The sequence below is a fragment of the Streptomyces yunnanensis genome, assembly GCF_029011865.1.
Lineage (GTDB): Bacteria > Actinomycetota > Actinomycetes > Streptomycetales > Streptomycetaceae > Streptomyces > Streptomyces yunnanensis.
This window is the reverse complement of sequence record NZ_CP095749.1, coordinates 498,532-519,531: the sequence shown is the minus strand read 5'-3', so window position 1 is coordinate 519,531 and position 21,000 is coordinate 498,532. Positions and strand designations below refer to the sequence as shown.

At 69.5% G+C, this 21,000-nt stretch carries 16 protein-coding genes and 4 pseudogenes; 7 read left to right on the top strand and 13 right to left on the bottom strand.

The window, feature by feature from the left end:
- Nucleotides 1–33 precede the first annotated feature (33 nt).
- The 3 genes from MOV08_RS02325 to MOV08_RS02315 form a co-directional block, all read right to left on the bottom strand.
- Complete coding sequence (locus tag MOV08_RS02325; RefSeq protein ID WP_275305949.1) at nt 34–1,209, bottom strand: PP2C family protein-serine/threonine phosphatase; 1,176 nt, start codon at nt 1,207–1,209, stop codon at nt 34–36.
- A gap of 185 nt (nt 1,210–1,394) precedes the next feature.
- Nucleotides 1,395–1,856 (bottom strand): universal stress protein, encoded by a 462-nt coding sequence (locus MOV08_RS02320; RefSeq protein ID WP_039629077.1) that lies wholly within the window; start codon nt 1,854–1,856, stop codon nt 1,395–1,397.
- 118 nt (nt 1,857–1,974) lie between these two features.
- Nucleotides 1,975–2,439 (bottom strand): hemerythrin domain-containing protein, encoded by a 465-nt coding sequence (locus MOV08_RS02315; protein ID WP_052286427.1) that lies wholly within the window; start codon nt 2,437–2,439, stop codon nt 1,975–1,977.
- A gap of 777 nt (nt 2,440–3,216) precedes the next feature.
- Between MOV08_RS02315 and MOV08_RS02310 the strand changes: the two genes are divergently transcribed.
- A complete protein-coding gene (locus tag MOV08_RS02310) occupies nt 3,217–4,767 on the top strand; it encodes an MFS transporter (protein WP_275305948.1) in 1,551 nt (516 codons plus the stop codon).
- Between the two features lie 74 nt (nt 4,768–4,841).
- Complete coding sequence (locus MOV08_RS02305) at nt 4,842–6,260, top strand: MFS transporter (RefSeq protein WP_275305947.1); 1,419 nt, start codon at nt 4,842–4,844, stop codon at nt 6,258–6,260.
- A gap of 387 nt (nt 6,261–6,647) precedes the next feature.
- Here MOV08_RS02305 and MOV08_RS44010 read toward each other — a convergent pair.
- The 6 genes and pseudogenes from MOV08_RS44010 to MOV08_RS02275 form a co-directional block, all read right to left on the bottom strand.
- Nucleotides 6,648–7,043: pseudogene (locus tag MOV08_RS44010) on the bottom strand (FUSC family protein); the annotation flags it as partial.
- A gap of 431 nt (nt 7,044–7,474) precedes the next feature.
- A complete protein-coding gene (locus MOV08_RS02295) occupies nt 7,475–7,729 on the bottom strand; it encodes a DUF6332 family protein (RefSeq protein WP_203232506.1) in 255 nt (84 codons plus the stop codon).
- Between the two features lie 91 nt (nt 7,730–7,820).
- Nucleotides 7,821–8,390 carry a hypothetical protein gene (locus tag MOV08_RS02290; protein ID WP_275305946.1) on the bottom strand — a complete coding sequence of 190 codons (570 nt, stop codon included), beginning with the start codon at nt 8,388–8,390 and terminating at the stop codon, nt 7,821–7,823.
- 61 nt (nt 8,391–8,451) lie between these two features.
- The gene (locus MOV08_RS02285; protein WP_275305945.1) at nt 8,452–9,858 is read right to left on the bottom strand and encodes a S10 family serine carboxypeptidase-like protein; all 1,407 of its coding nucleotides are present in this window, start codon (nt 9,856–9,858) and stop codon (nt 8,452–8,454) included.
- A gap of 26 nt (nt 9,859–9,884) precedes the next feature.
- Nucleotides 9,885–11,099 carry a phosphatidylserine decarboxylase gene (locus MOV08_RS02280; protein WP_275305944.1) on the bottom strand — a complete coding sequence of 405 codons (1,215 nt, stop codon included), beginning with the start codon at nt 11,097–11,099 and terminating at the stop codon, nt 9,885–9,887.
- Between the two features lie 129 nt (nt 11,100–11,228).
- Nucleotides 11,229–11,828, bottom strand: a complete 600-nt coding sequence (locus MOV08_RS02275) for a hypothetical protein (RefSeq protein WP_275305943.1) — start codon at nt 11,826–11,828, stop codon at nt 11,229–11,231.
- Nucleotides 11,829–12,346: 518 nt separating this feature from the next.
- On the opposite strand from MOV08_RS02275, the pseudogene MOV08_RS02270 reads away from it, so the two are divergent.
- Nucleotides 12,347–12,545: pseudogene (locus tag MOV08_RS02270) on the top strand (IS5/IS1182 family transposase); the annotation flags it as partial.
- 95 nt (nt 12,546–12,640) lie between these two features.
- Here MOV08_RS02270 and MOV08_RS02265 read toward each other — a convergent pair.
- Together MOV08_RS02265 and MOV08_RS02260 are read right to left on the bottom strand one after the other, a co-directional pair.
- A pseudogene (locus tag MOV08_RS02265) lies at nt 12,641–12,970 on the bottom strand (radical SAM protein); the annotation flags it as partial.
- A 337-nt stretch (nt 12,971–13,307) separates the two neighbouring features.
- On the bottom strand, nt 13,308–13,865 hold the full coding sequence (locus MOV08_RS02260; protein ID WP_275305942.1) for a hypothetical protein: 558 nt from the start codon (nt 13,863–13,865) through the stop codon (nt 13,308–13,310).
- A gap of 543 nt (nt 13,866–14,408) precedes the next feature.
- Between MOV08_RS02260 and MOV08_RS02255 the strand changes: the two genes are divergently transcribed.
- From MOV08_RS02255 to MOV08_RS02245, 3 genes are all read left to right on the top strand, one after another.
- On the top strand, nt 14,409–15,593 hold the full coding sequence (locus MOV08_RS02255; RefSeq protein WP_275305941.1) for a multidrug effflux MFS transporter: 1,185 nt from the start codon (nt 14,409–14,411) through the stop codon (nt 15,591–15,593).
- A gap of 543 nt (nt 15,594–16,136) precedes the next feature.
- Nucleotides 16,137–17,951, top strand: a complete 1,815-nt coding sequence (gene resB, locus MOV08_RS02250; RefSeq protein WP_275305940.1) for a cytochrome c biogenesis protein ResB — start codon at nt 16,137–16,139, stop codon at nt 17,949–17,951.
- 433 nt (nt 17,952–18,384) lie between these two features.
- Complete coding sequence (locus MOV08_RS02245; RefSeq protein ID WP_039629063.1) at nt 18,385–18,735, top strand: antibiotic biosynthesis monooxygenase family protein; 351 nt, start codon at nt 18,385–18,387, stop codon at nt 18,733–18,735.
- 257 nt (nt 18,736–18,992) lie between these two features.
- On the opposite strand, the gene MOV08_RS02240 is transcribed toward MOV08_RS02245, so the two are convergent.
- Nucleotides 18,993–19,469 (bottom strand): hypothetical protein, encoded by a 477-nt coding sequence (locus MOV08_RS02240; RefSeq protein WP_275305939.1) that lies wholly within the window; start codon nt 19,467–19,469, stop codon nt 18,993–18,995.
- A gap of 156 nt (nt 19,470–19,625) precedes the next feature.
- A pseudogene (locus MOV08_RS02235) lies at nt 19,626–19,742 on the bottom strand (helix-turn-helix domain-containing protein); the annotation flags it as partial.
- Nucleotides 19,743–19,921: 179 nt separating this feature from the next.
- Between MOV08_RS02235 and MOV08_RS02230 the strand changes: the two are divergent.
- Nucleotides 19,922–20,986 (top strand): NAD(+)/NADH kinase, encoded by a 1,065-nt coding sequence (locus MOV08_RS02230; protein ID WP_275305938.1) that lies wholly within the window; start codon nt 19,922–19,924, stop codon nt 20,984–20,986.
- Nucleotides 20,987–21,000 lie beyond the last annotated feature (14 nt).

Sequence of the window (21,000 nt, the reverse complement as noted above, 5' to 3'; positions counted from 1 at the left end):
GCCCCACCACGAGCCCGTGCCGCCGCGCGGCTTTCACGGCTCGTAGCGCAGCAACAGCGCCGCGGCATCGTCGTGGAGCGAACCGCCGGTGTGCGCGCGGACATCCGCGTGGAGCCGGGACAGTACGTGCTCGGGGTCTGTGGCCTGCAGCGTGGCCAGGCGCTCCGGCAGCGGATAGAACCGTCCGGCGCCGTCACGGGCTTCGGTGATGCCGTCGGTGTAGAGGAGCACCGCGTCGCCCTGCCGTACCGGGTGGTGCAGCACCGGCGGGCGGACGTCCTCCGGCGGCAGCACGCCCAGCGGCGGCACCGGATCCGGGGGATCCAGCGGCACCGGCGCCCGGCCCGGTTGGAGCAGCAGGGGAGCGGGGTGCCCGCAGTTGACCACCTGGAGCGCGGCGGACGTGCCGCACTGCGGTGTCGGCAGACACAGCACGGCCAGGGTCACGAACTCCTCCGTGCCGGGCGGCAGGCCGCGTCCCAGGGAGACGGCGATGCGGCGGACGACCTCCACCGGGCAGTGTTCGTCATGGGCCGCCTCGCGGAAGGCGCCCAGCACCACGGAGGCGGCGGCCACCGCCGGCAGGCCCTTGCCGCGCACATCGCCGATCAGCGCCCGCACACCCCACCGGGTCAGCACCACGTCGTACAGGTCCCCGCCGATCCGGGCACAGGCCGCCGCGGCGGAGTAGTCCACCGCGATCCGCGCGGGTCCCAGGCGTGCGGGCAGCGGGCGCAGCAGGACCTGCTGGGCCACCTCGGCGGTGACGCGGACCTGGGCCAGCTCGCGGTCCTGGCGGGCCCGCGCCCACACGGTGGCGCAGCCGATGACCGTGGTCAGGGCGACGGCGTCCAGCGTGGCGAGATGACTGGCGAGGAGGACCTCGTCGGTACGGAAGGCGTCGATGAAGCTGGCGGCCGCGGTGACCACACCGAGCTGCACCGGGTACCAGACCCGGCGTCCCACCGCCGCGGCCAGCGCCGGCACCGCCGCCAGTGCCGGCGCGATGACCACCCAGACCGGCAGCGCCGCGTCGACGGCCACCAGCACCACCAGCAGCGCCCAGGGCAGAAAGGGCGCCCAGGCCCGGCGCGACAGCACCACGCCGCCCGCGGGGGCCTGGCGCGCAGGCGCGTCGCCGGTGCACAGCACGTCGCTCGGGTCGCCGGTGGACAGGTCATCGCTGAGGTACCGGGGCTGCCGGTTCATCGTGTACATCGCACCCTCGGGGCGGGAGTCGCTCGCTTGTCTCCCCCTCACGCTAGGAGCGCGCTGATCTGCGGGGGATCGGCCGTCCGGACCACCGGTGGGCCCGGCGGCGCCGGCCGATCGGTGGACCCGCGGGCCCGGTTGTCGGTCGTATCGGTGACCGGGGCCTGGTGTGCGGCGAACGCTCAGGGGGCGTCGTCGGCGGAGTGCACCAGGAGCACCGGGCAGTGGGCGTGCCGCAGGCAGTAGCGGCTGACCGAACCGTGCAGCAGCCGGTGCAGCGGGCCGTGCCCGCCGTCGCCCACCACCAGCACGTCGGTGTCCCGGGCGGCACAGGCAACCAGGGCCATCCCGGCCGGTGCGCGGACCGTCCGGGGCAGCATCCGCGCACCGTTGCCTGCGGTGCCGAACGCCTCCTGGCAGGCCCGTGCCAGCGTGGCATCCGCGTCGCGCTCCCAGTGTGCGCGCACGTCCGCCGGTGCCGGGTAGACGGCGTCCGCCGCCTCGCCGCCCGGGGGTGCCCAGGCGTGCACGGGGCACAGCAGCGCGTGATGGCGGGCGGCCTCCTGGGCGCCGCGTCGGAGCGCCGCGACACTGCCGGGCGAGCCGTCCACTCCCACCACCACCCGCTTGACCATCGTCGACATCTCGCCACGCCTCCTTCTTCGTCTTCCGGGGAGTTCCGAAGCTGGGAGGCGGTGCGGGGCGGCCCGACCCCTCCAGCGACACCAACTCCGCCCGTCGATCCGGTCCCGGTCCCGCCGGTCAGGCGATGTCGGCTTGGTGCCGGTGGGCGTGCCGGCGGAAGTCCTCGCCGAGCCGGGCCAGTTCGCCCGCGGAACAGACCCGGCACACCTCGGGGAACAGCCAGCTCTCGCAGTACCAGACATGCCGTTTGAACGCCGACGCCAGGGCCTGGACCCGCTCGTCGAAGCCGGCATCGCGGACCGAGGCCGACACCGCCGGGTACAACGCCCGCATCACTTCCGCATACTCGTCCTCCACCCGAGCGGCCAGGACGTCGCCGCCGCGCACCTCGCACCGCACCACCGGCAGCAGGAAGCGACGCTCGGCCACGGCGTGCCGCTCGAACTCCGCGGCGGCGTGGGAGACGAGCCGCTCGCGGTCCGTTTCGGCGGCGCAGTCGATCCGGTCGAACACGGTCTGGATCGCACGGTGGTCGTGCTTCAGCTCCCCGGTCAGGTCGGACCGGTGCATGGTGTGCGTCATGGGAATTCCTCTCGGGCCGTGAAGGGGGCGACGGGATGGATAATGCGATGCATTTGTCCTCGTTTTGCGCCTTGTGTCTTGCGCCTTGTGTCTTGCGCTTTATACCTTGCGTCCCCCGCTTTACGACTTCCGCATTCCGCTTTCACCCTCCGTTATCGCGAGGAAAGCGTGCGGGGAATGCGCGCGGGGTTTTCCATTGCGCGGTACAAATGCCTGATCTCGACGTTACCGGGGGCACATGGCCGAGAGGATCGGCCGAACGGAGGGTGGGGCGGGGGAACGGTGCTCCACCGGTCCGGATCGGACCGGACCGGAACCGGACCCGTAGCGGGCGCCGGGCAGAGGGCGATGCGCGGCATTCTGGTCCGCTTTTGAGACGGGATTTCTCCATGGCCGGTTGAACGGCGCCCGGATCCCGCCACCGCATTCCTCGTCCTGCCTGGACTCGGCCTCATGAACGAGTAGGCGAGCAGGCGAGCAGGCGAGCAGGCCGAACGGGCCCGGACGAGGGCGGCCGATCGTCGCCGACTTGTCCCCCGCCGCCTCCTCCGGTCGCCCGAACCGCTCAGCGCCCCTCCGCTCCTACAGTCGAAACGGACGGGACCCGGCAGACATCGGCGCGTCGCGCTGCCGCCGGCCTACCGGGTCTCCGACGCAGCCCGCCGCTCGCCGCACTCACGGCGCCGCGTCCCTCACCACGGCGCGACAGCGGCGGCTGCCGGCTCTTCCACGCCCCACCGCGAGGTCTGCGCGGGGCTCCCGAAGTGAGAGAGAACGATGATGCTGCTGTCCGGCCACGCGTCTGCCCGCACCGGTCTCGACCGCCGCGCCGTGCGGCCCCGCAACGGGACCGGATCGACAGACCTGCGCACCCTCCGCGGGCGCCTGTTGGCGCTGGTGTGCTGTCTGGCGGTCCTCATGGTCGGCCTCGACAGCACCGCCCTGAACGTCGCCCTGCCCGACATGCAGCACCCACTGCACACCTCCGTCTCGGGGATGCAATGGGTGATCGACGTGTACAACCTGGTCGTCGCCGCGCTGATCATCCTGGCCGGTTCGGCTGGGGACCGGATCGGTCGACGTCGGATCTTCTGCCTCGGACTGCTGCTGTTCGGCCTCGGCTCCGCGCTGTGCGCGCTCGCCGCGACCCTGCAGATCCTCATCGCCTGTCGGGTCGTCCAGGCACTCGGCGGGGTCATGATCGCCCCGGTCTCCCTCTCGGTGATCACCCACTCGTTCACGGACACCGCCCAGCGGAGTCGGGCGATCGGCATGTGGAGCGCGGCCTTCGGCACCGGGCTCGCGGTCGGCCCTCTCGTCGGTGGCGCCCTGGTCGCCGCCGACAGCTGGCGCTCGATCTTCTGGATCAACGTGCCCATCGCGTTGTCCACCCTGGTGCTGACCCGTCGGTTCGTACCGGAGTCGCGTTCGTCGGAGGTCCGGCGCACCGATGTCCTGGGCCAACTGCTGGTGGTGGTCCTGCTCGGCGCACTGACGTACGCGATCATCGAGGCCCCGCGCCGTGGTTGGAGCGCGCCGCCGATCCTGACCTGCCTGGCCGCCGCGGCGGTCGCCCTCGTCGCCTTCGCGGTATGGGAGCGCACCTGCCCGCAACCCCTCGTCGACCTGCACTTCTTCCGCAGCGTGCCGTTCACCGGATCGGCGGTCATCTCCGTGGCCTCGTTCGCCGCGCTCGGCGGGTACCTGTTCGTCAGCACCCTGTACCTCCAGGACGTGCGGGGCATGAGCGCGTTCGCCGCCGGGTTGTGGATGCTGCCGATGCCTCTGATGACCGTGGCCTGCGCTCCGGTGGCCGGTCGTCTGTCGGGCAGCCAGGGCCCGCGTCTGCCCCTGGTGCTCGCGGGTGTCGCGATGGCGTCCAGCGGCCTGCTGATGGTCGTCTGCCACGGGCAGGACCGGGCCGTGTCGCTGTGCCTCGCCTACGCCCTGTTCGGCGCCGGGATCGGCCTGGTGGACGTCCCGGCGACGGCGCTGGCGGTGGCCGGCATGCCCCGGACCCGTGCGGGCACGGCCTCCGCCATCACCATGGCCGCCTGCCGCATCGGCGTGGTCCTGGGAGTGGCGATCTTCGGGGCGGTGCTGTCGTTGGGACTGACCCACGGTCTGCACCCCGGCCCGGGTGGCAGGTTGGCCTTCACCGCGGCCTTCGGGCAGGCCGAAGGGCCGATCTGGTGGATCGTCACCGGCTGCGGAGCCGCGGTGGCCTTGCTGGGACTGTGCGTCACCGGCACGTGGGCCCGGGCCACCGCCCACCGCTCAGCCGTCGCGCTGGACACCGCCCCCGCGGCGGGGCACACCAGGACATGACTGGCCCGCCTCTCTCGTCACCCGTCCCATACGGTGGGCACTGCCAGGACTTCGCTGTCCGGAGGATCAGGACCATGGCGGATACGCAACGCGTCGACGGCAACTCGCCCCCCGGAGCCACGGGAGACCGGTGGCGGACTCGTGGCCCGTTGCTCGCGGTGTGCGCCGGGTACTTCATGGTGATCCTGGACGTCACGATCATCAATGTGGCCGTGCCGGTGGTGGGCCGGGAACTGGGCACCTCCCTCACCGGGATCCAGTGGATCACCGACGGCTACACCCTGGTCTTCGCCGGGCTGCTGCTGACCGGTGGCGCCCTGGGGGACCGGTTGGGCAGCCGGCGGGTCTTCTGCTGGGGCGTGGCGGTCTTCACCCTGGCCTCGCTCGCCTGCGCACTGGCCCAGAGCCCGGCCTCCCTGGTCGTGGCCCGGCTGGTGGAGGGGGCCGGCGCGGCGCTGATCGTGCCCGGTTCCCTCGCCCTGCTCCAACAGGCGTACCCCGCGCCCGACGCCCGCTCGCGGGCCTTCGGACTGTGGGGATCCATGGCCGGCATCGCCGCGTCCGCCGGCCCGTTGCTCGGTGGGCTCCTGGTCACCACGCTGGGCTGGCGCTGGGTGTTCCTCATCAACCTGCCGGTCGGCGTCGCCTGCCTGGCGCTGACCCTGCGGTGCGTCGCGCCCTCGCGCCGGCACGCCGCCCGGTCCCTGGACTGGCCGGCCCAGTGCGCCGTTGCGGTGATGGTCGCCCTGTTGACCGCCGCCCTCAACGAGGCCGGCCGGCGCGGCTGGTTCGACCCGGCGGTCCTGGCCATGGCGGGACTCTCGGCGGTGTGCGCAGCCGCCTTCGTGCTGCGCGAGAAGCTGGCCCGCACGCCTGTACTTCCGGTGCGCCTGCTGCGCTCGCGGGCGATGGGCGGGGGAGCCGCCATCGGCCTGCTGTTCAACTTCGCCTTCTACGGCATGGTGTTCACCGCCAGTCTCGACTTCCAAAGACAGCGCGGTTACAGCGCTCTGGAGACCGGAGTGGCCCTGTTGCCGGCCGTGGTGATGACCACGTTCGCCTCCGCCCTGTCCGGCCGACTGGCCCGCCGCACCGGCCACCGGCCCCTGGTGGTCGCGGGCATGCTGGTGGCAGCCGCGGGCCTGGCGGGTTGGGCGGCAGCCGGTCCCGACCCCTCGTATCCCCTGCTGGTGGCCCCGATGATGGCCGCCGGATTCGGAACGTCCTTCGCCCTGACCGGTTCCACCTCGTCGGTCATGACCGCCGCCCCCACCGGTTACGCAGGCACCGCCTCCGCCCTGTTCAACACCACGCGCCAGATCGGCAGTGCTGCCGGAGTCGCCCTCGGCGGGACGTTCCTCGCCACGGCCGCCGACTACGGGACGGGGCTGCGCCTCAGCATGGGCATCGGCGCCCTCGCCTACTTCACCGCCGTCGTCCTCGCCTGGCTCTGCGTCCCGGCGCAGGACGCGGCGAAACCGTCGGAAGCCTGACGGCGCACGGGCCCGGGCCGGCGAGGGCCGCACCGTCCCACCACTCCACCGGACTCCCGCCGGAAGCATGGAGGGCGACCCGGCACACGATGGGCGACCCGGCGCATGAAGGGCGACCGGCCCCAACGAGGGGAGCCGCCCCACCAGCGAGGACCCTTCGGTGCGGTACTGGGTGTAGGCGGCTTGGACGAGCCGGAGGGTGCGGTCGGCGTCGCGCAGCACCTCGCCGTCCGCGCCGGCAACGCCCTGGCCCGCGGGCGTCCGGCACAGCCGTTCGGTGAGGTCCTGGCATGCCTGGGCAGACGCAACCATGAAGCGGACTACGGAGCCGCGGAGTTCGTTCTGCGCCCCCCGGGGCCAGGCGAGCAGGGCGGCGGCGGCACCGATGAGCCCGCCGATCAGCACGTCCAGGAAACGCCACGTGGGAATGCCCAGACTGGGCGGTTCGACCTGCGCGAAGACGGTCACCAACGTGAGCGCCGCCTGGACCCAGACCGGCCCCAACAGCGGCCCCCCCCCGAAGCCGAGGAACACCACCAGGGGAGCCGCGCCCATGTAGACGGCCGGAGTGATACCGGCGACGACGACCAACAAGGCCGCCACCACGGCACCCAACCCGGTGCCGAGGAACGCCGGTCCCAAGGCTCCTCGGGTGTCCGATGCGGAGGTGCGCAGTAGGCTCAGCGTGGCCAGCAGGACCCAGAAGCCGTGCGGCAGGTTGAGGCTGCCGACGAAGAGCCTGGCCCCGGCGAGGGCCGCCCGCAGCGCGTTCTGGAACAGCACCGAGCGCGGCGTCAGACGCAGGCGCAGCCGGTACCAGTAGCGGACGGGGGCGCTGACCGTGGCGTACCGGAAGGGGGTGCCCAGGCGGCGCCACAGGTGCTGCGGCGGTGCGTCGAAGGCGATGCGGGCGGCCTCGGTGAGCAGCACTCTGGCCTCGGCCGTGTCGTGGACGACCGCGGCCAGGCGCAGTTGCCCGGGGCTCGCGGTGCCGACCGTGGCTCGGCGGGCGCATCCGAAGGAACGCACCGAAGGCGAGGAAGTGCTCTGCCTTGCGTTCGTAGCGGGGGTGGATTCGGCGACAGCCGGCCACCCTGAGGCCGCGAGGGCGCCTCCGGCACCACCCGCTGGAACAACTGCCACAACCCATCCGGCACCAGCCGCTCCACGTTCCCCACGTCGGCAGGTTACCGATCTTGAGGGAAGGCCCGCCGTCAGCGGCCCAGTCGGTGCTGCTTGTCAAACCGAAGCAGCACCCGGACCAGCCGCCACATTCCGGCCGCCGCTCCGAGCAATGCGCCTCCCACCAGCACACTCTTCTTCGCTGATCCAGAGATGCCAAAGGCTAGTGCGAGAGTCAGAGCGACGGTGAAGATCGCCGCAGCCAGCGCGACGGCAGTCACCAGGGCGAAAACGATCTCCACCGTCATTGCGTCCTTTTCCCACCGTGACTCACGCCCCATGTCCATGCTGCAAGTCTCGCATCACGGTCAAGCCATGATGTGCCGGACAGCTTGCCTCTCACATGCGGAGGCGAACTTACCCAATTGTGATGACTTCTTAGGTGGAGGCGATGCTGTTGCAGACACCGGCCAGGATCTCGACGTAGTGGTCCCACTCGGCGACCTTCTCGGTGGAGAGGGAGAAGTCCGCCATCGCCAGCCGGCCCGGGATCGGCATGAAGACATGCAACTGGCCTGCCCGAGCTGTTCGAGAAGCTGGTTGGTGTTCTCCTCCGCGGAGGGGAAGGAGATCCAGGCACTGGAACTCCTGAGGGTCGGAGAACGTCATCGGCAGCTCGACCCCGGATGCCGTCGAGGGGACTCGCTCCGGAGTCCACAGCCGGTAGGCATGAGTGTCCGACGGGTCGTTCCAGACCTTCGCCTCGGCTCCCGGCTGATCGCTGTGATAGGCGATGTTGAGCCAGTGGCCGCCGACCACGCACTTCAGCTTCCAGGCATCACCGTCCGACGTGGTCTCCTTGACCAGCTCCCACATGTAGCTGTCGGCGTGGTCCTCCTCGTAGATGAACTCCTCCAGCCGGGTGCTGGCATCATCGCTGCGGCGGGCGCTGGTCCGTAGCCGTCGCGCGCCCCGGTGCGACGGATCGGGCCAGGCCGGCAGGGACAACTCCCTGTCGGCCCGGCCCGTCAGTCGGTACCGGCGGTGGTCGGACGCCGTGCGGGTGTGTTCATCGCTTCCGCAGGCCGACGGTGCCGTTGCGGTGCTTGAGGGACTGCTGCGGGTCGTAGCCGGGGAAGGGACGATCGAAGAGCCAGTTGTAGAGCATCTCCCGACAGATCTGCGGCTGGAACGCCGGCACCTGGTGCCCGGAGCCAGGCACGCTGACCTGCGTCAGGTTCCTGTGGTGGCGCACGAACCCCTTCGGGGTCCCCTGCGCCTGCGTCCAGACCATGCGGGGAGCGTTGCGCCATTCCGCGTGCGCGTGTTCGCCTTTCTGCCGCATGAGGTCGTCGAGGACCTCCTCGGTGCTCCGGTATCCGCAGGCGGTGTCGAAGTTCCCGGTGTAGAGCAGGGTCCTGTAGCCCTTGTCGAGGATCTCGGCGTACTGCCCGGAGCAGTCCGCCATGTTGTCGTTCACCAGCCATTCGGCGACCGGGCCCTCGTTGTCGGCGCACTGCCAGGTGACGTCCGCGGGGACGTGCAGGGACTCCTTCACGTTCTTGCTGTCGAGGTAGGCGCGCAGCGCCCCCATGGGCAAGTCGTCCCACCGCCGCACGTCGTAGAGGTCGAAGTTCCCCCCGTACGCCAGGGTCGTGGTCACCAGGTCGTTGCCGAGCTTGGTGGCCTTCGCCATTTCTCCGGCATCGAGGGCGGCCTGGTAGTCGGCGTGGGCGGCGTACAGGGCGTCCCGCTGGCTGATGCCGAGGAACCCGGTCGTGTAGAGGTAGTCGATCATGGCGCGCAGCGACAGCTCGGGTTTGATCCAGCCGTTGCCGACCGCGACGCCCTTCAGATTGATGTGCCGTCCGCCGGCCTTCCGGCGGTTCTGCTGGTCGATCTCCAGGGCGATCGTCGGCACGTACTTGCCGGCGTAGCTCTCCCCGCAGACGTACACCGGGCATTGCGCGTACTCCGGGTGTGCGGCGAAGAACTCCTGGAGGCCCTCCCAGAACATCCGGCCCAGGGTGCGCTCGTCCTGGACGTACTCGCCGACGTCGGAGTAGCTGTATCCGGTGCCGATGGGCTGGTCCCAGTAGACGACGTGTGCTTCCTGGTTCCAGGTGTTGGGGTTCACCGATACGGTTCCGGCGGCATCGTCGCCGATCGACAGCGGCCCGTTCTCCAGGAACAGACCCAGCAGCGAGGAGGCGCCGGGCCCGCCGTTGAGCCAGATCAGCAGCGGCGTCCGGCTGATCAGCTCCTGCTGGTCGTGGACCGGGACGTGGGGGTTGCAGGTCTGGCTCTCGAAGAACCAGTAGAACAGGTGGTTCTTGGTTCCGGGGAAGTCCTTGCTGTCGATGTGCACGTGCCCCGAGTAGGAGCGGACCTTCCTGGTGTCGTCGGTGTAGAAGTCGATGCGCAGGGTGTCGGGAACGTTCGCCGGAATCGACACGACGAGGTCGTCTGAGGACACGGTTCACCTTCCGTTCGGCAGCGGGATCACGGAGCCAGGGGGCGGCGTCGTCGGGACTGCGTGTGATAGGCGCCGGTGAACAGCCCGGCCGAGCGCTTGAGTTGCTCCAGGACCCCGATGCGCTGGCCCTGGAGCAACTGCAGGGCGGGGAACCGTCCGGGTTCGAACAGCAGAATGTTCAGCGACCCGCCGTACATGAAGTTCCCGATCTGCTCTCCCTTTTCCACCGGGACCGGCTTCTTGATCGGGCTCTTGAACTTCTCCAGGAAATTCACGGAGGCGATCGAGTTGAGGCCGACGGGCACCACGCCGACGTACCCTTCGCCGTCTGGTTTCCCCTCCACGTTCAGGTACCGCGTCTTGATGATGACGTATCCCCGGCGGAAGTTGTCGAACATCGCGTAGTCGTAGCCGTAGCCGACGTTCCCCTTGTTGAGGAGTTCGGGGAAGTCCCGCATTCCGTAGTAGACGCCGCCGATGTCATCGCGGGCCTCCACCACCTCACCCCTGACCGGGGAGTGATACCAGTGGTAGCTGTCGGGCATCAGGATGCAGGACACCGCGGTTCCGCCGAGGAAGCGTTGGGCGTGCTCGGAGTTCTCCAGCAGCTGCTTGACGTTCATGGTCACCGTTTTGACCGGGATCGGTGTGGTCTCGGTCAGGTCGTCGACGATCATGTTGATGACACAGTCGGCCGGGGCGACCACCACGCTGTCGTCGTCCTGGGCGTCGATCGGCCGCTTACCGTCCTTGAGTTGCCGGATGAAGAAATCGTTGAAGCTGTTCCAGGGGCCGGGCCGGTAGTCGGCCATACGCTTCGTCCCGAGTTCCTTGACCCATTTCTCGATGAGTTCCTGGGACTCCGGCGTGTCCGCGTCCATCTGCAGGCCCTGCAGGTGCGTGAAGTCGGCGGTCATCTTGTACCCCGGGCCGGAAGTCGCGAAGACCATGCCGTAGTCGTTCTCGTAGGTGAGCCAGCTGAACTTCTCGATGTAGTCCAGCCCGTTGTTGACACCGGGATGCCAGTCGTACCACTCCCTGAAGAACTCACAGAGGAAGTCGAAGTCCCGGTCCTTCCAGTCGCATTGGACCTCGATGGGTGTGTCTTCCGGGTACGGGACCACGTGCTTGACCGCGGCGTCGTACATGGTCTTTAAACCCTCGTGGTCGTTCTCGTACCAGAGGGTGATCTCCTTGATGAACTCGTCAAGGCTGTCTGAGTACTGTTCCTCGCCCTGCATCACTTTCTCCTGTCTCCTACCGCCTGAGGGGACGTTGACGATCCCGGTGTCCGTGAACGGTCGCTCTCGATGCCTGGGAAGCGGTGGGGGGCGTGGTGACCCCCCCCCACCGCTGCGTGAGGTGTGGGGTCAGCCGCAGATGGGGTTGACGGCGAGGTCGTCGACGTTCACGGCGTACCCGTCACAGCCACCGCGGATGTTGGAGAAGTGGTACTGCAGGTGGGGCCGGGCCACGAGGGGCTTGACCAGCGAGACGTACTGGTAGGCGTCCCCGTGTCCGGCGTCCTGGAGGATGCTGTACGCCTCGTCGGGCGTCAGGCCGGCCTGGTCGCTGATCGGCATGACGCCTGCCCACGACGACGTGTGGTAGGTCGGCTGGTCGATCTCGCCCTCAAGCGTGGCGTGGAGTTCAACCGACTTGATGCGCGAAGCGCCGTCGCCGGTGTTGTAGACGAGCCGCCAGTCGGTCACCTGCGACATGTCCTGGGTCTTGCCGCTGGGCGAGCTGCCGTCGGCCACCATGAGCGTGGCGTTCGGGAACGTCATGTGGACCTCGTCCGCGGCCGCATCGAGGAGTTGCTGCAGGGACAGTTGGTCCGCCGCCCTCACCCCCTGGCCGACCGACGCGGAGGCCGGCGTGGCCGCCTGTGCCGCACCGGTTCCCGCTATGCCGGTCACTGCCAGTCCGCACGCGACGATGATGGCCGCGACACTGTTCCTGAGCTTCATTGCCTCTCCGTTCTCTTCTGGGAAGGGGACATGCTCGTCCGGCCCCTCGTCGGCACAGGGACGGCGATTCGCCTGGACCGACAGCAAGCCCTGAGCGCGACCAACCATTCCGTCACGATGAGTGCTCACTCAAGAGCGAGATGTAGCCACGGAGTTGGGGGTGAGTGTGCGGCGAAGAAGACCGAAACCACCGCCGCTGCCTGCCGCAAGGCAGCGGCGGCAGATGCCGCGGGAAGGGGAGAGGCCGCCGCGCGGCAGTCGTCGGTGAGCGGCGCTTCAGGCGAGCAGCACCAGCGCCCACATCGTCTTGCCACCCGTCGGGCCAGGCATGACACCCCACGAGCCGCGACCACATCCATTCGCAGCAGGCCCGCCCCAACTCGACCTCCCCGGGCTGCGTACCCAAGGCGGGCGCCCGCTCCTCGCGCGCATTGACGACCTCCATACGCAGCATGCCGGCCTCGGAGCCGGGGGCCGGAAGTCGCGACCCGGCACCTGCCCTTGAGGCATTGCGCCTCCCGCTGGGGTGCCACCATCCGCGGATAGCAGGCCGGATGGTGTGCGAGCACGTGATCGCCGCCTTCGTGAGGACTCCGGATACGAGCCGGTCGTCTCGCCCGGACGTTCTGACCGCACAGTCCGACGCCGTGTGGCAGGGAGGTCGCAGGCAGCTCTCCGGTGGACCGGGGCAAGCAGGGCCTGAAACGCTCGGTGGCGTGGGTCCCTCGCGGAAGACGCTGTGGGTGACACGAGGTCCTTCAGTGCGACGACCCGGTTGAGGCGGGACAGCTGTGCCGCCGTGTAGAAGGCGCACCGTCTTCCCCGGCTCGCACGCGGTACGGCGACTGCGGGTTCAAGCGGACGGACACCACGGTGCGGCGCAGCTCGTACGGGCCACCGGTGAGCACGATCTCCTCCGGCGGGCGCTTGAGCGCAGCCGCCCCCAGTTCGGGCAGCGTACGGTGGTCGAAGGAGAAGATGAAGTACGACTTCGGTTTGACGTCGCCGTCTTCGTTGCCGCTGAGTGCGGACTCGTCGAAGGCCAGTCCGCCGCGCAACAGGTCTTCTTTGAGGACGGCCTCCCTGGGGATCTGTGCGAAGCGCTCCATCAGCTCCTCGACAACGGCGGTACGACTGGGCATCGGTGCTTCATTCCTCCGGCACTCGGCCCCTGCCTGACTGCGGTCCCCCTGCTCGCCCGGGGCACCCGAGGCGGCGGGCCGCTGGATAGCGCGCTCACGTTGGCGGCGTGGCACACGGGTCAACTGCCCTGGGACGTGTTCACGTGGCGGGGCGACGGTGTCGCTGCAGGCGGTCCGGATGGTTCGGACCCTGCCTGGTGGTCCCAACGCGGCGAGAGATGACGTCGGTCGCCCACCGTGCTCCGCTGCTCCTTCTACGACAGCGGATCGCGGCATCGCGGCGTCCAGGGGCGCGGAAGAGGCGGAGCTCGGACGCGGCGGGTTTGCGTCGTTCAGTTCATCCGTACGTGTAGTACCCGTCGGCTCCGCCGGTGAAGGGCATCGACGACGCAGCCGACGGGGGTTGGGGGCCGCGGATCCGGTCAGCGGCGCGGGTAGGTGCGTGTGTGATCTGCTCGTAGGTCGCCAGGACGTCGAGGAACGTCTCCCGGTCCCACAGCGCCAGTCCGAGGGCCGCGATGAAGACGGCGGTGATGTGCGTCGCGCCGACCGGGTCGGCGGCGTTGAGCCGCCATACCTCTGCCAGGTCACCGAGGGCCCAACTGCGAACCGCCGCAGTGAGGGTGAACTCGTAGTGGGGCGGCGCGGCCGAGGCGAGACCGTCCGCGAGCCGTGCCAGGCGGCAGATCTCCAGTCTCCGGCCAGTGGCCTCGACGACATTGATCGTGGACTGGAACAGCGCGCCCAGCACCCGGTAGGCATCCGCCTGGCCGGTTGCGTTCAATGCGGTGAGGGCTTGCCCCACCGCGACGGTGTCGCGTGCCACGTAGCCCCGCACCAGGGCCACAGCGGAGTCCCGGGACGCCCCGGTCGGTCGCTGTCCGTCATCAGTCATGACAATCACCGTAAATGCCACGCAGTGTGGGCCGAATCGGTCTCGGGTTGCGATGCGCATCGGGAGAAAGCACTAGGACCACAGACATGCCGAAGGCGGTCGACGGGGCTCGGCCTCTCAAGCCGTCCGCGACGATGATGCCGCGCCTGCCGCAAGAGTGCCGGCCCGCTTCCGCCGGCGGTGAGGGCCGCCGCAGCCGCACGGTTGCGGCCGAACCGGGCAACAGTGGTGGGGCCTCCCGCCTTGATCTCATGACCCAGTGGTTGCATACTCAACCATCGCCCGTGGTGAGGGGAATACGCGTCCGCGGATCGTGGGCTCGGGGCTGAGGTCCTACGGCCTAAAGCTCTGTGTCGCCGGCCTTAAGCACAGCGGAGGGTCGCGTTCGGGACCGTGGACCGAGGTGGGAGGCGGCGACGCCTTCCTAGGGTCGGGAACCAGGCGTCGCACGGTGATCAACCGCGTAAGGACAGCGCAGCCCAGGCTGTTGTGTGCGGCGCCTGCTGCGCGCGTTCTTGTTGTGGAGTTCCCCTCATGCCGGTGATGACGGCAGCCTTGGTGTTGCTCGCTTTCGTGACGCCTCTGGCCACGGACATGTATCTGCCCGCCTTCCCCGACATGACGGGAGCCTTGGGCACGGACGCCTCCGGTGTTCAGCTCACGCTCACCTCGTTCCTGATCGGTATGGGGGTGGGCCAGCTGATCCTCGGGCCGCTCTCGGACCGGTTCGGGCGACGCAAGCCGATCCTGATCGGCACCGCCGCCTGCGTCGTGGCCACCGCACTGTGCGCCCTCACCCCCTCGCTGGGCTGGCTGGTCGCCCTGCGCTTCGTCCAGGGCTTCACCGGCGCCGCGGGCGTCGTCATCGGCCGGGCCGTGATCTCCGACGTCGCCACGGGCGAGAAGGCGGCCAAGCTACTGGGCGTGCTGATGTCGCTGCTGGGCGTTGCGCCGGCCATCGCGCCGGTCCTGGGCGGCATCGTGATCGACGCCGCCGGTTGGCGGGCGGTGTTCTGGGTCCTGGCCGCCACCACTCTGGTCGCCCTCGTCGGCGCGCTCGTCGCGGTGCCGGAAAGCCTGCCGGCCGAACGACGCCAGACAGGAGGCGCCCAGGCAACGATCCGGGCGGTGCGCGAGGTCCTGGCCAACCGCTCCTACCTGGGACACACCCTCTGCTTCGGGATGGCCCTGGCCGTGCTCTTCTGCTACCTGGGCGGAGCGTCCTTCCTCTTCCAGAACCTGCTCGGCCTGAGCGTGGGCCAGACCTCCGCCGCGTTCGCCTCCGTCGGCGCCGTCAGCGTCATATCCGGCCTGGTCATCACCCGCCTCGTCGGCCGCTTCACCCCCCAGGCACTGATGCGGACCGGTCTTGCGGTGATGCCCGCCGGCTCCGCCGCCCTGTGCGTGCTCGCCCTGGCCGACGGACTGAGCCTGCCGGCAGTGCTGGGCCTGCTCTACCTCACCCTGGTCGGCATCAGCCTGGTTGCCATGAATGCGGCCGCACTCGCGCTGGAACGCGTTCCGCACGCCGCCGGAACCGGCTCCGCTCTCCTGGGCACCATCCAGAGCATCCTCAGCGCCATCGCCGCCCCGCTGGTGGGCGTCGGCGGCGAACACACCGCCCTGCCCATGTTCGCGGGCATGACCCTGTCGGCCGTCCTCGCCGTCCTTGCCTTGGGCATGACGAGGACCACGTCCCGTAGTGCTGCGTCGGCCACCTCCAACTGACCTTCCACCAGCGCAGGTTGGTCGCCCGGTGGACAGCCGGGCGACCAGCGTTCCCGAAGGTGTCCCGATCCAGGCAAGGAGGAGCGGGAGCGCACATGCGGGAACGGCTGGACGCAGTCGTGCAGAGCTCACAGCGGGAGCCTGCGCCGGGCGTCGCAACTGGGAGGACGCGCGGATGGTCTGGTCCGGCTGGGCCTTGATCCATCCGGAGGGGACTTTCGAGTACCGCGGGCGGAAGGCCACGGGGGCGGTGCAGATGGCCTCTCTGCCGCGAAGAGCCGGCGCAGCGCGCCACGCGCAGCCCCTGGCTCCCTCAGCCCCGGCTCACCATGCTCCCGGTCCGCTGCCCCTCTGCCGCCCGCCCCGCCTGCCTGACGCCGGCGCTTCCCCTCTCCGAACACACTTCCGCACCTCTCAACTCACCCATTACACAAGAAACATGACGACACGTCCGCTCGGCATCTTCACCGTCACTGGTGTCCGGGACACCCGATGTCCAAGCCGTCGAGTTGGACGCAAAGCATCATTGTTGGGAACTGACTGATGTCCACCACGACCAACTCCTCCAGCTCCCCGGGCGACGGATCTTCCGGCTCCGGAGACGCAGGGACCGATCCTGGTGCGACCGGGCACCGCTCCTCCGCCGCACGCAAGGAGGACGTCTCCCTCCCCACGCTCGGTCCCGTCGGCTGGGCGCGTTGGTTCTGGCGCCAGCTGACCTCCATGCGGGTGGCGCTGATGCTGCTGTTCCTGCTCTCACTCGGTGCTGTTCCCGGCTCTCTGATCCCGCAGGCCAGCACCGACCCGGTCAAGGTCGACGAGTTCAAGACCGCCCACGCGACCCTCGGCGAGATCTACGACAAGCTGGGGATGTTCCACGTCTACAGCTCGGTGTGGTTCTCGGCGGTCTACCTGCTGCTGTTCGTCTCCCTCATCGGCTGCATCGTGCCGCGCGCCTGGCAGTCCGTCGAACACTTCCGCCAGCGCACTCCGGCCGCGCCGCGTCGGATGACCCGGCTCCCCGCCTACACCACCTGGCGCACCGAGGCCCACCCCGACGACGTTCTCGCCGCCGCCGAACGCATGCTGAAGCGGCGCTGCTTCCGTGCCCGCCGGGCCGGTAGTGCGGTCGCCGCCGAGAAGGGCTACCTTCGCGAGGCGGGCAACCTGGTCTTCCACCTTGCTCTGGTCGTGATACTGGTGGCGATCGCTGTCGGCAGCCTGGGGAAGTCCGAAGGCGGCAAGCTGATCCTCGAAGGCGACGGCTTCGGGAACAGCCGTGCGCAGTACGACGACTTCGACTCCGGCGCGTTCTTCGACACCGGCAGCATGAAGCCCTTCGGTTTCACCCTGCACAAGTTCGTCGCGGCCTACGAGCGTTCCGGCCCCCAGAAGGGCACCCCGCGGGTCTTCCGCGCCGACATCTCGTACTTCCTCGGAGCGGGCGGCGCGGAGCGCAAGGCATCGATCGAGGTGAACGAACCCCTCGACATAGCCGATTCCAAGGTCTACCTGATCTCGCACGGCTACGCGCCGACGGTCACCGTCAAGGACGGCCGCGGCAAGGTTGTCTACCGGGGCTCGGTGCCCTTCCTGCCGCAGGACGCGAAGAACTTCACCTCGACCGGCGTGGTCAAGGTGCCAGGCGCCAAGGCCAAGGACGGCAGGCCCAACCAGCTCGGATTCCAGGGCTTCTTCATCCCCACCTACGGCGGCACGGGCTCCGGCACGATGTTCTCCCAGTTCCCGACGCTGGACAATCCCCGCATGGTGCTCACCGCCTTCCACGGCAACCTCGGCCTCGGCTCCGGACTGCCGCAGAACGTCTACCAGCTGAAAATGAAGGGCCTGACCCAGTACAAGGCTCATGGCCGCGCGGTTGCCCAGATGTTGCGCCCCGGAGAAACGATGACGCTGCCCGCAGGCGACGGCAGCATCACCTTCGACGGCGTCAAGCCCTGGGCCGGCTTCCAGATCAGCCACAAACCCGGCAACGGTCTCGCCCTGACCGGTGGGCTCGCCGCCCTGTTCGGCGTGGCAGGCTCACTGCTCATCCAGCGTCGTCGGGTATGGGTCCGTGCGGAGCGGGGCAACGAAGGCGTCACCGTCGTCGAGATAGGCGGCCTTGGCCGCAGCGACGCCGCCCGCATCCCCCAGGAACTCGCCGACCTCGCCAGGAAGTTGGAACCTGACGCACCGATCGCGCCGGCCACCGGGTCGCGCACAGCTCCCGCCCACGACACGGATACCCGCTCGGGCCCGCACCCCGGCAGACGCACGGAAGCCCGCAGCCGGCCGACTCCCGGCCCCGGTCCCACCTCCTCACAAGACCGCGCCCAACCCACCGACCGCATGTGATCGTGTGGCGTGTCGCGGGGCATGTCGCCGCGTGCGGTCGCCCGGCGTTCCTCTTCCGGGTCTGGTGCCCGTCTGGGGTATAGGCCCGGCGATGTCTGGTGCCCGTCTGAGGTACGGGACCGGCGATCTCCGGCTGCGCTCCTGCGAGTTGACGGAATTTCACTTCCTCCCTTGTTGTTGCCGCGAGCCCGCGTCCCTCAGCGTCCAGTGTCATCCGCAGGTCTGACACGGCTTCGCGCGGTCCGACCGAAGTCGCCCATCGGAACGGTAACTGCGGCTGACTTCACGGCCTGCTTGCGCCGGGACGATGGAACAGTCCCCACAAGGCAGTTCCCCTACGGACAAGCGAGTGTCGTGAGCGTCGCCGGATCCCATACGGCGGTGTCCGGCCTCGGTGCCGTGGGACGACCGACAGCGAGAGGAAGTACCGAAGATGGTCAAGCTGCAGAGCCTGGACCCGAATACGCCGATGTTCGCGCAGTTCAAGGAGAAGACCGGACCCATCGTCCTGGCCAACACCTTCTTCGTTCCGAAGGAGAGGACTGAAGCATTCCTGACTCTCTTTCGAAGGCAGGCGGAGTTCATGAAGGCTCAGCCGGGATTCGTCTCCCTGCAGATGCACAAGGGAACGGCGGACAGTCAACTCCTGATGAACGTCGCGGTCTGGGAGTCGACCGAGGCGCTCGCCACGGCGTTCGGCAGCCCGGAGTTCCAGCGCATGGCGGCCGAGTTTCCCGACGACATCGTGTCGTACCCGCACATCTTCGAGCAGATCGATGTATGACACGGCAGCTGTAGCCGGGTGAGGGCAGCCGGCGAAGTCCCGCCCTCACCCGTGCAGTCACCCATCCATGCACCATGTCGGGCCACCAAGACCGCCATGGCCGCCGAGGGCCCCACCACGCGTAGTCCCGTCCCCGAAGAGGAGTCACTATGACCGTGGAGCTGAATCACACCCTCGTCCCCGCCCGTGGCCGAGGAAAACGTCACCTTCAGCGGTGGAGATCAGTATCCCGGGCCGCATGGTCCGGCCTTGCCGGGTCACGAACACTGTTGGTGAATCCGGGGGTGGCATTGTCGATCAGTTGTGGGAGGGGCCGGGTCCGACGGTCGTGCTGAGAGTGTCTGCCGCCAGTGCTCGGCGGCCAGGGTCATGTCGTGGGTGAGGTGTTGGAAGAACTGGCTCGTTGTGTGCAGTCGGGCCCCGACGGGCGTGGTGTTGCCGAACAGTTCGGCTCCCCGTTGGGTGAGTTCCGCCCACCTGACCATCGATCGGGTGCTGGCCTGCCATGCCTGGTACCCGGGGGAGTCGTCGATGAGGTATCGCTGCCGTCGGCCGTCGCGTTCGCGCCTGACCGGTCCCCGCTGGTCCAGCCATCCGATGGCCTTGGAGACGGACGCCGGGCTGACCTGTAGCCGGGCGACGAGCTCGGCGGAGCCGATGCTGCCGGTGTCGCTGGTGAACAGGCACGTCAGGACCCTGGCCATCATCGCCGGGACCCCGGTCTGGACCATCATCTCGACGAGTCCGTCCTCGAACTCGCGCTGTGCCTGTGGGGCGCACCCATCGGTGCCCGTCGTGGGCGGCGTGCCGGGGTGCGGCTCGCGGCCGCGGGCCCGCCACCTGTTGGCCTGCTGCGCCTGGTTCGCCCGATAGCCGCGGGCCCCACCGTTACGCGCGACCTCGCGGCTGATGGTCGACCCGGGCCGCCCCAGCCGGCGAGCGATCTCGGCGCAGCTGAGCCCCGCTGCCAGCCCGGCCGCGACATGCTGTCGCTCCTCGTAGGTCAGACGACCTCCGGAGCTGACTGGTGTCCACGCGAAGTGCGGCCCTAGCCTTTCGCCGGGGCGAGCGGCATGTCGGTGGGCCGATCGCGCGCCGAGGCCCCAGGATGGACCGGGTGAGAACGGGCAGTCCCCGCACCCCGGCGGGCAGAGCCGTGGAACGAGGAAACCAGACGAGGTCCGCCATGTCCGTACACCGCGTCGGACTGGTCGTCCACCAGGGCCGGGACGCCGCCCGGGAAGCAGCCAGCGCCGTGCACGCCTGGTGCGAGGCGCACGAGGTCCCCTGCACCGAGATCGACGTCTGGTCGACGGATCAACACCGCCGTTCCGCGCGCGAGGAGGCCCGCGCGGCCGGCGACCCCGACCTGGTCGTCACCCTGGGAGGGGACGGGACGTTCCTGCGCGGCGCCCGGATCGCCGTGAAGACCGGTGCCACCGTGCTCGGTGTCGACCTGGGCAAGGTCGGCTTCCTCACCGAAGTGCCGGCCTGCGACATCACCACCGCCCTCGACGCCGTCCATGCCGGCCACGCCCCGGTCGAGGAGCGCATGACGCTGACCGTGCGCGCCTCCCGCGTCCCGGAGGTGCCCGCCGAACTGGAGTCCTTGCTCTGCTACGGACGCGGCCCAGCCCTGCCGCCACCGCAGGCGCGACCGGAGAGCACCGCGGGCGACGGCTGGGGTCTGCCGTTGGACGTCAACGCCCTGAACGATGTGGTGGTGGAGAAGCTCGCCCGGGACCACCAGGTCAGCGTCGGCGTCTACATTTCCGGCAGGCTGCTGGCCGCCTACTCCGCCGACGGCCTCGTGGTCGCCACGCCCACCGGCTCGACCGCCTACAGCTTCGCTGCCGGCGGCCCCGTGCTCTCCCCGCACATGGACGCCGTCGTCTTCACCCCGATCGCTGCCCACATGACCTTCAACCGCACCGTCGTCGCAGCCCCCGACGAACCGGTCGCGCTGCGCATCCTGCCGCACTCCGGCCGCGCCGCGGTCAGCATCGACGGCCAACTCCGGGGCGTCCTCGATCCGGGCGACTGGATCGGCGTCTACCGCGCGCCGCAACGCGTGCGGCTCGTCCGCCTCCAGCCCACCGACTTCTACGGACGTCTGCGGGACCGCTTCCGGCTCACCGACGCGCCTGCCACCGCGACCGACGGAGAATCCGCCCCGTTCTTCCGCCCCGACTCCTGCGTCCCCCCGGACTTGGCGGGCCTGCGCCTGCCCCCTCCCACCGCAGCCCGCTGAACCCTTCCTCGCCG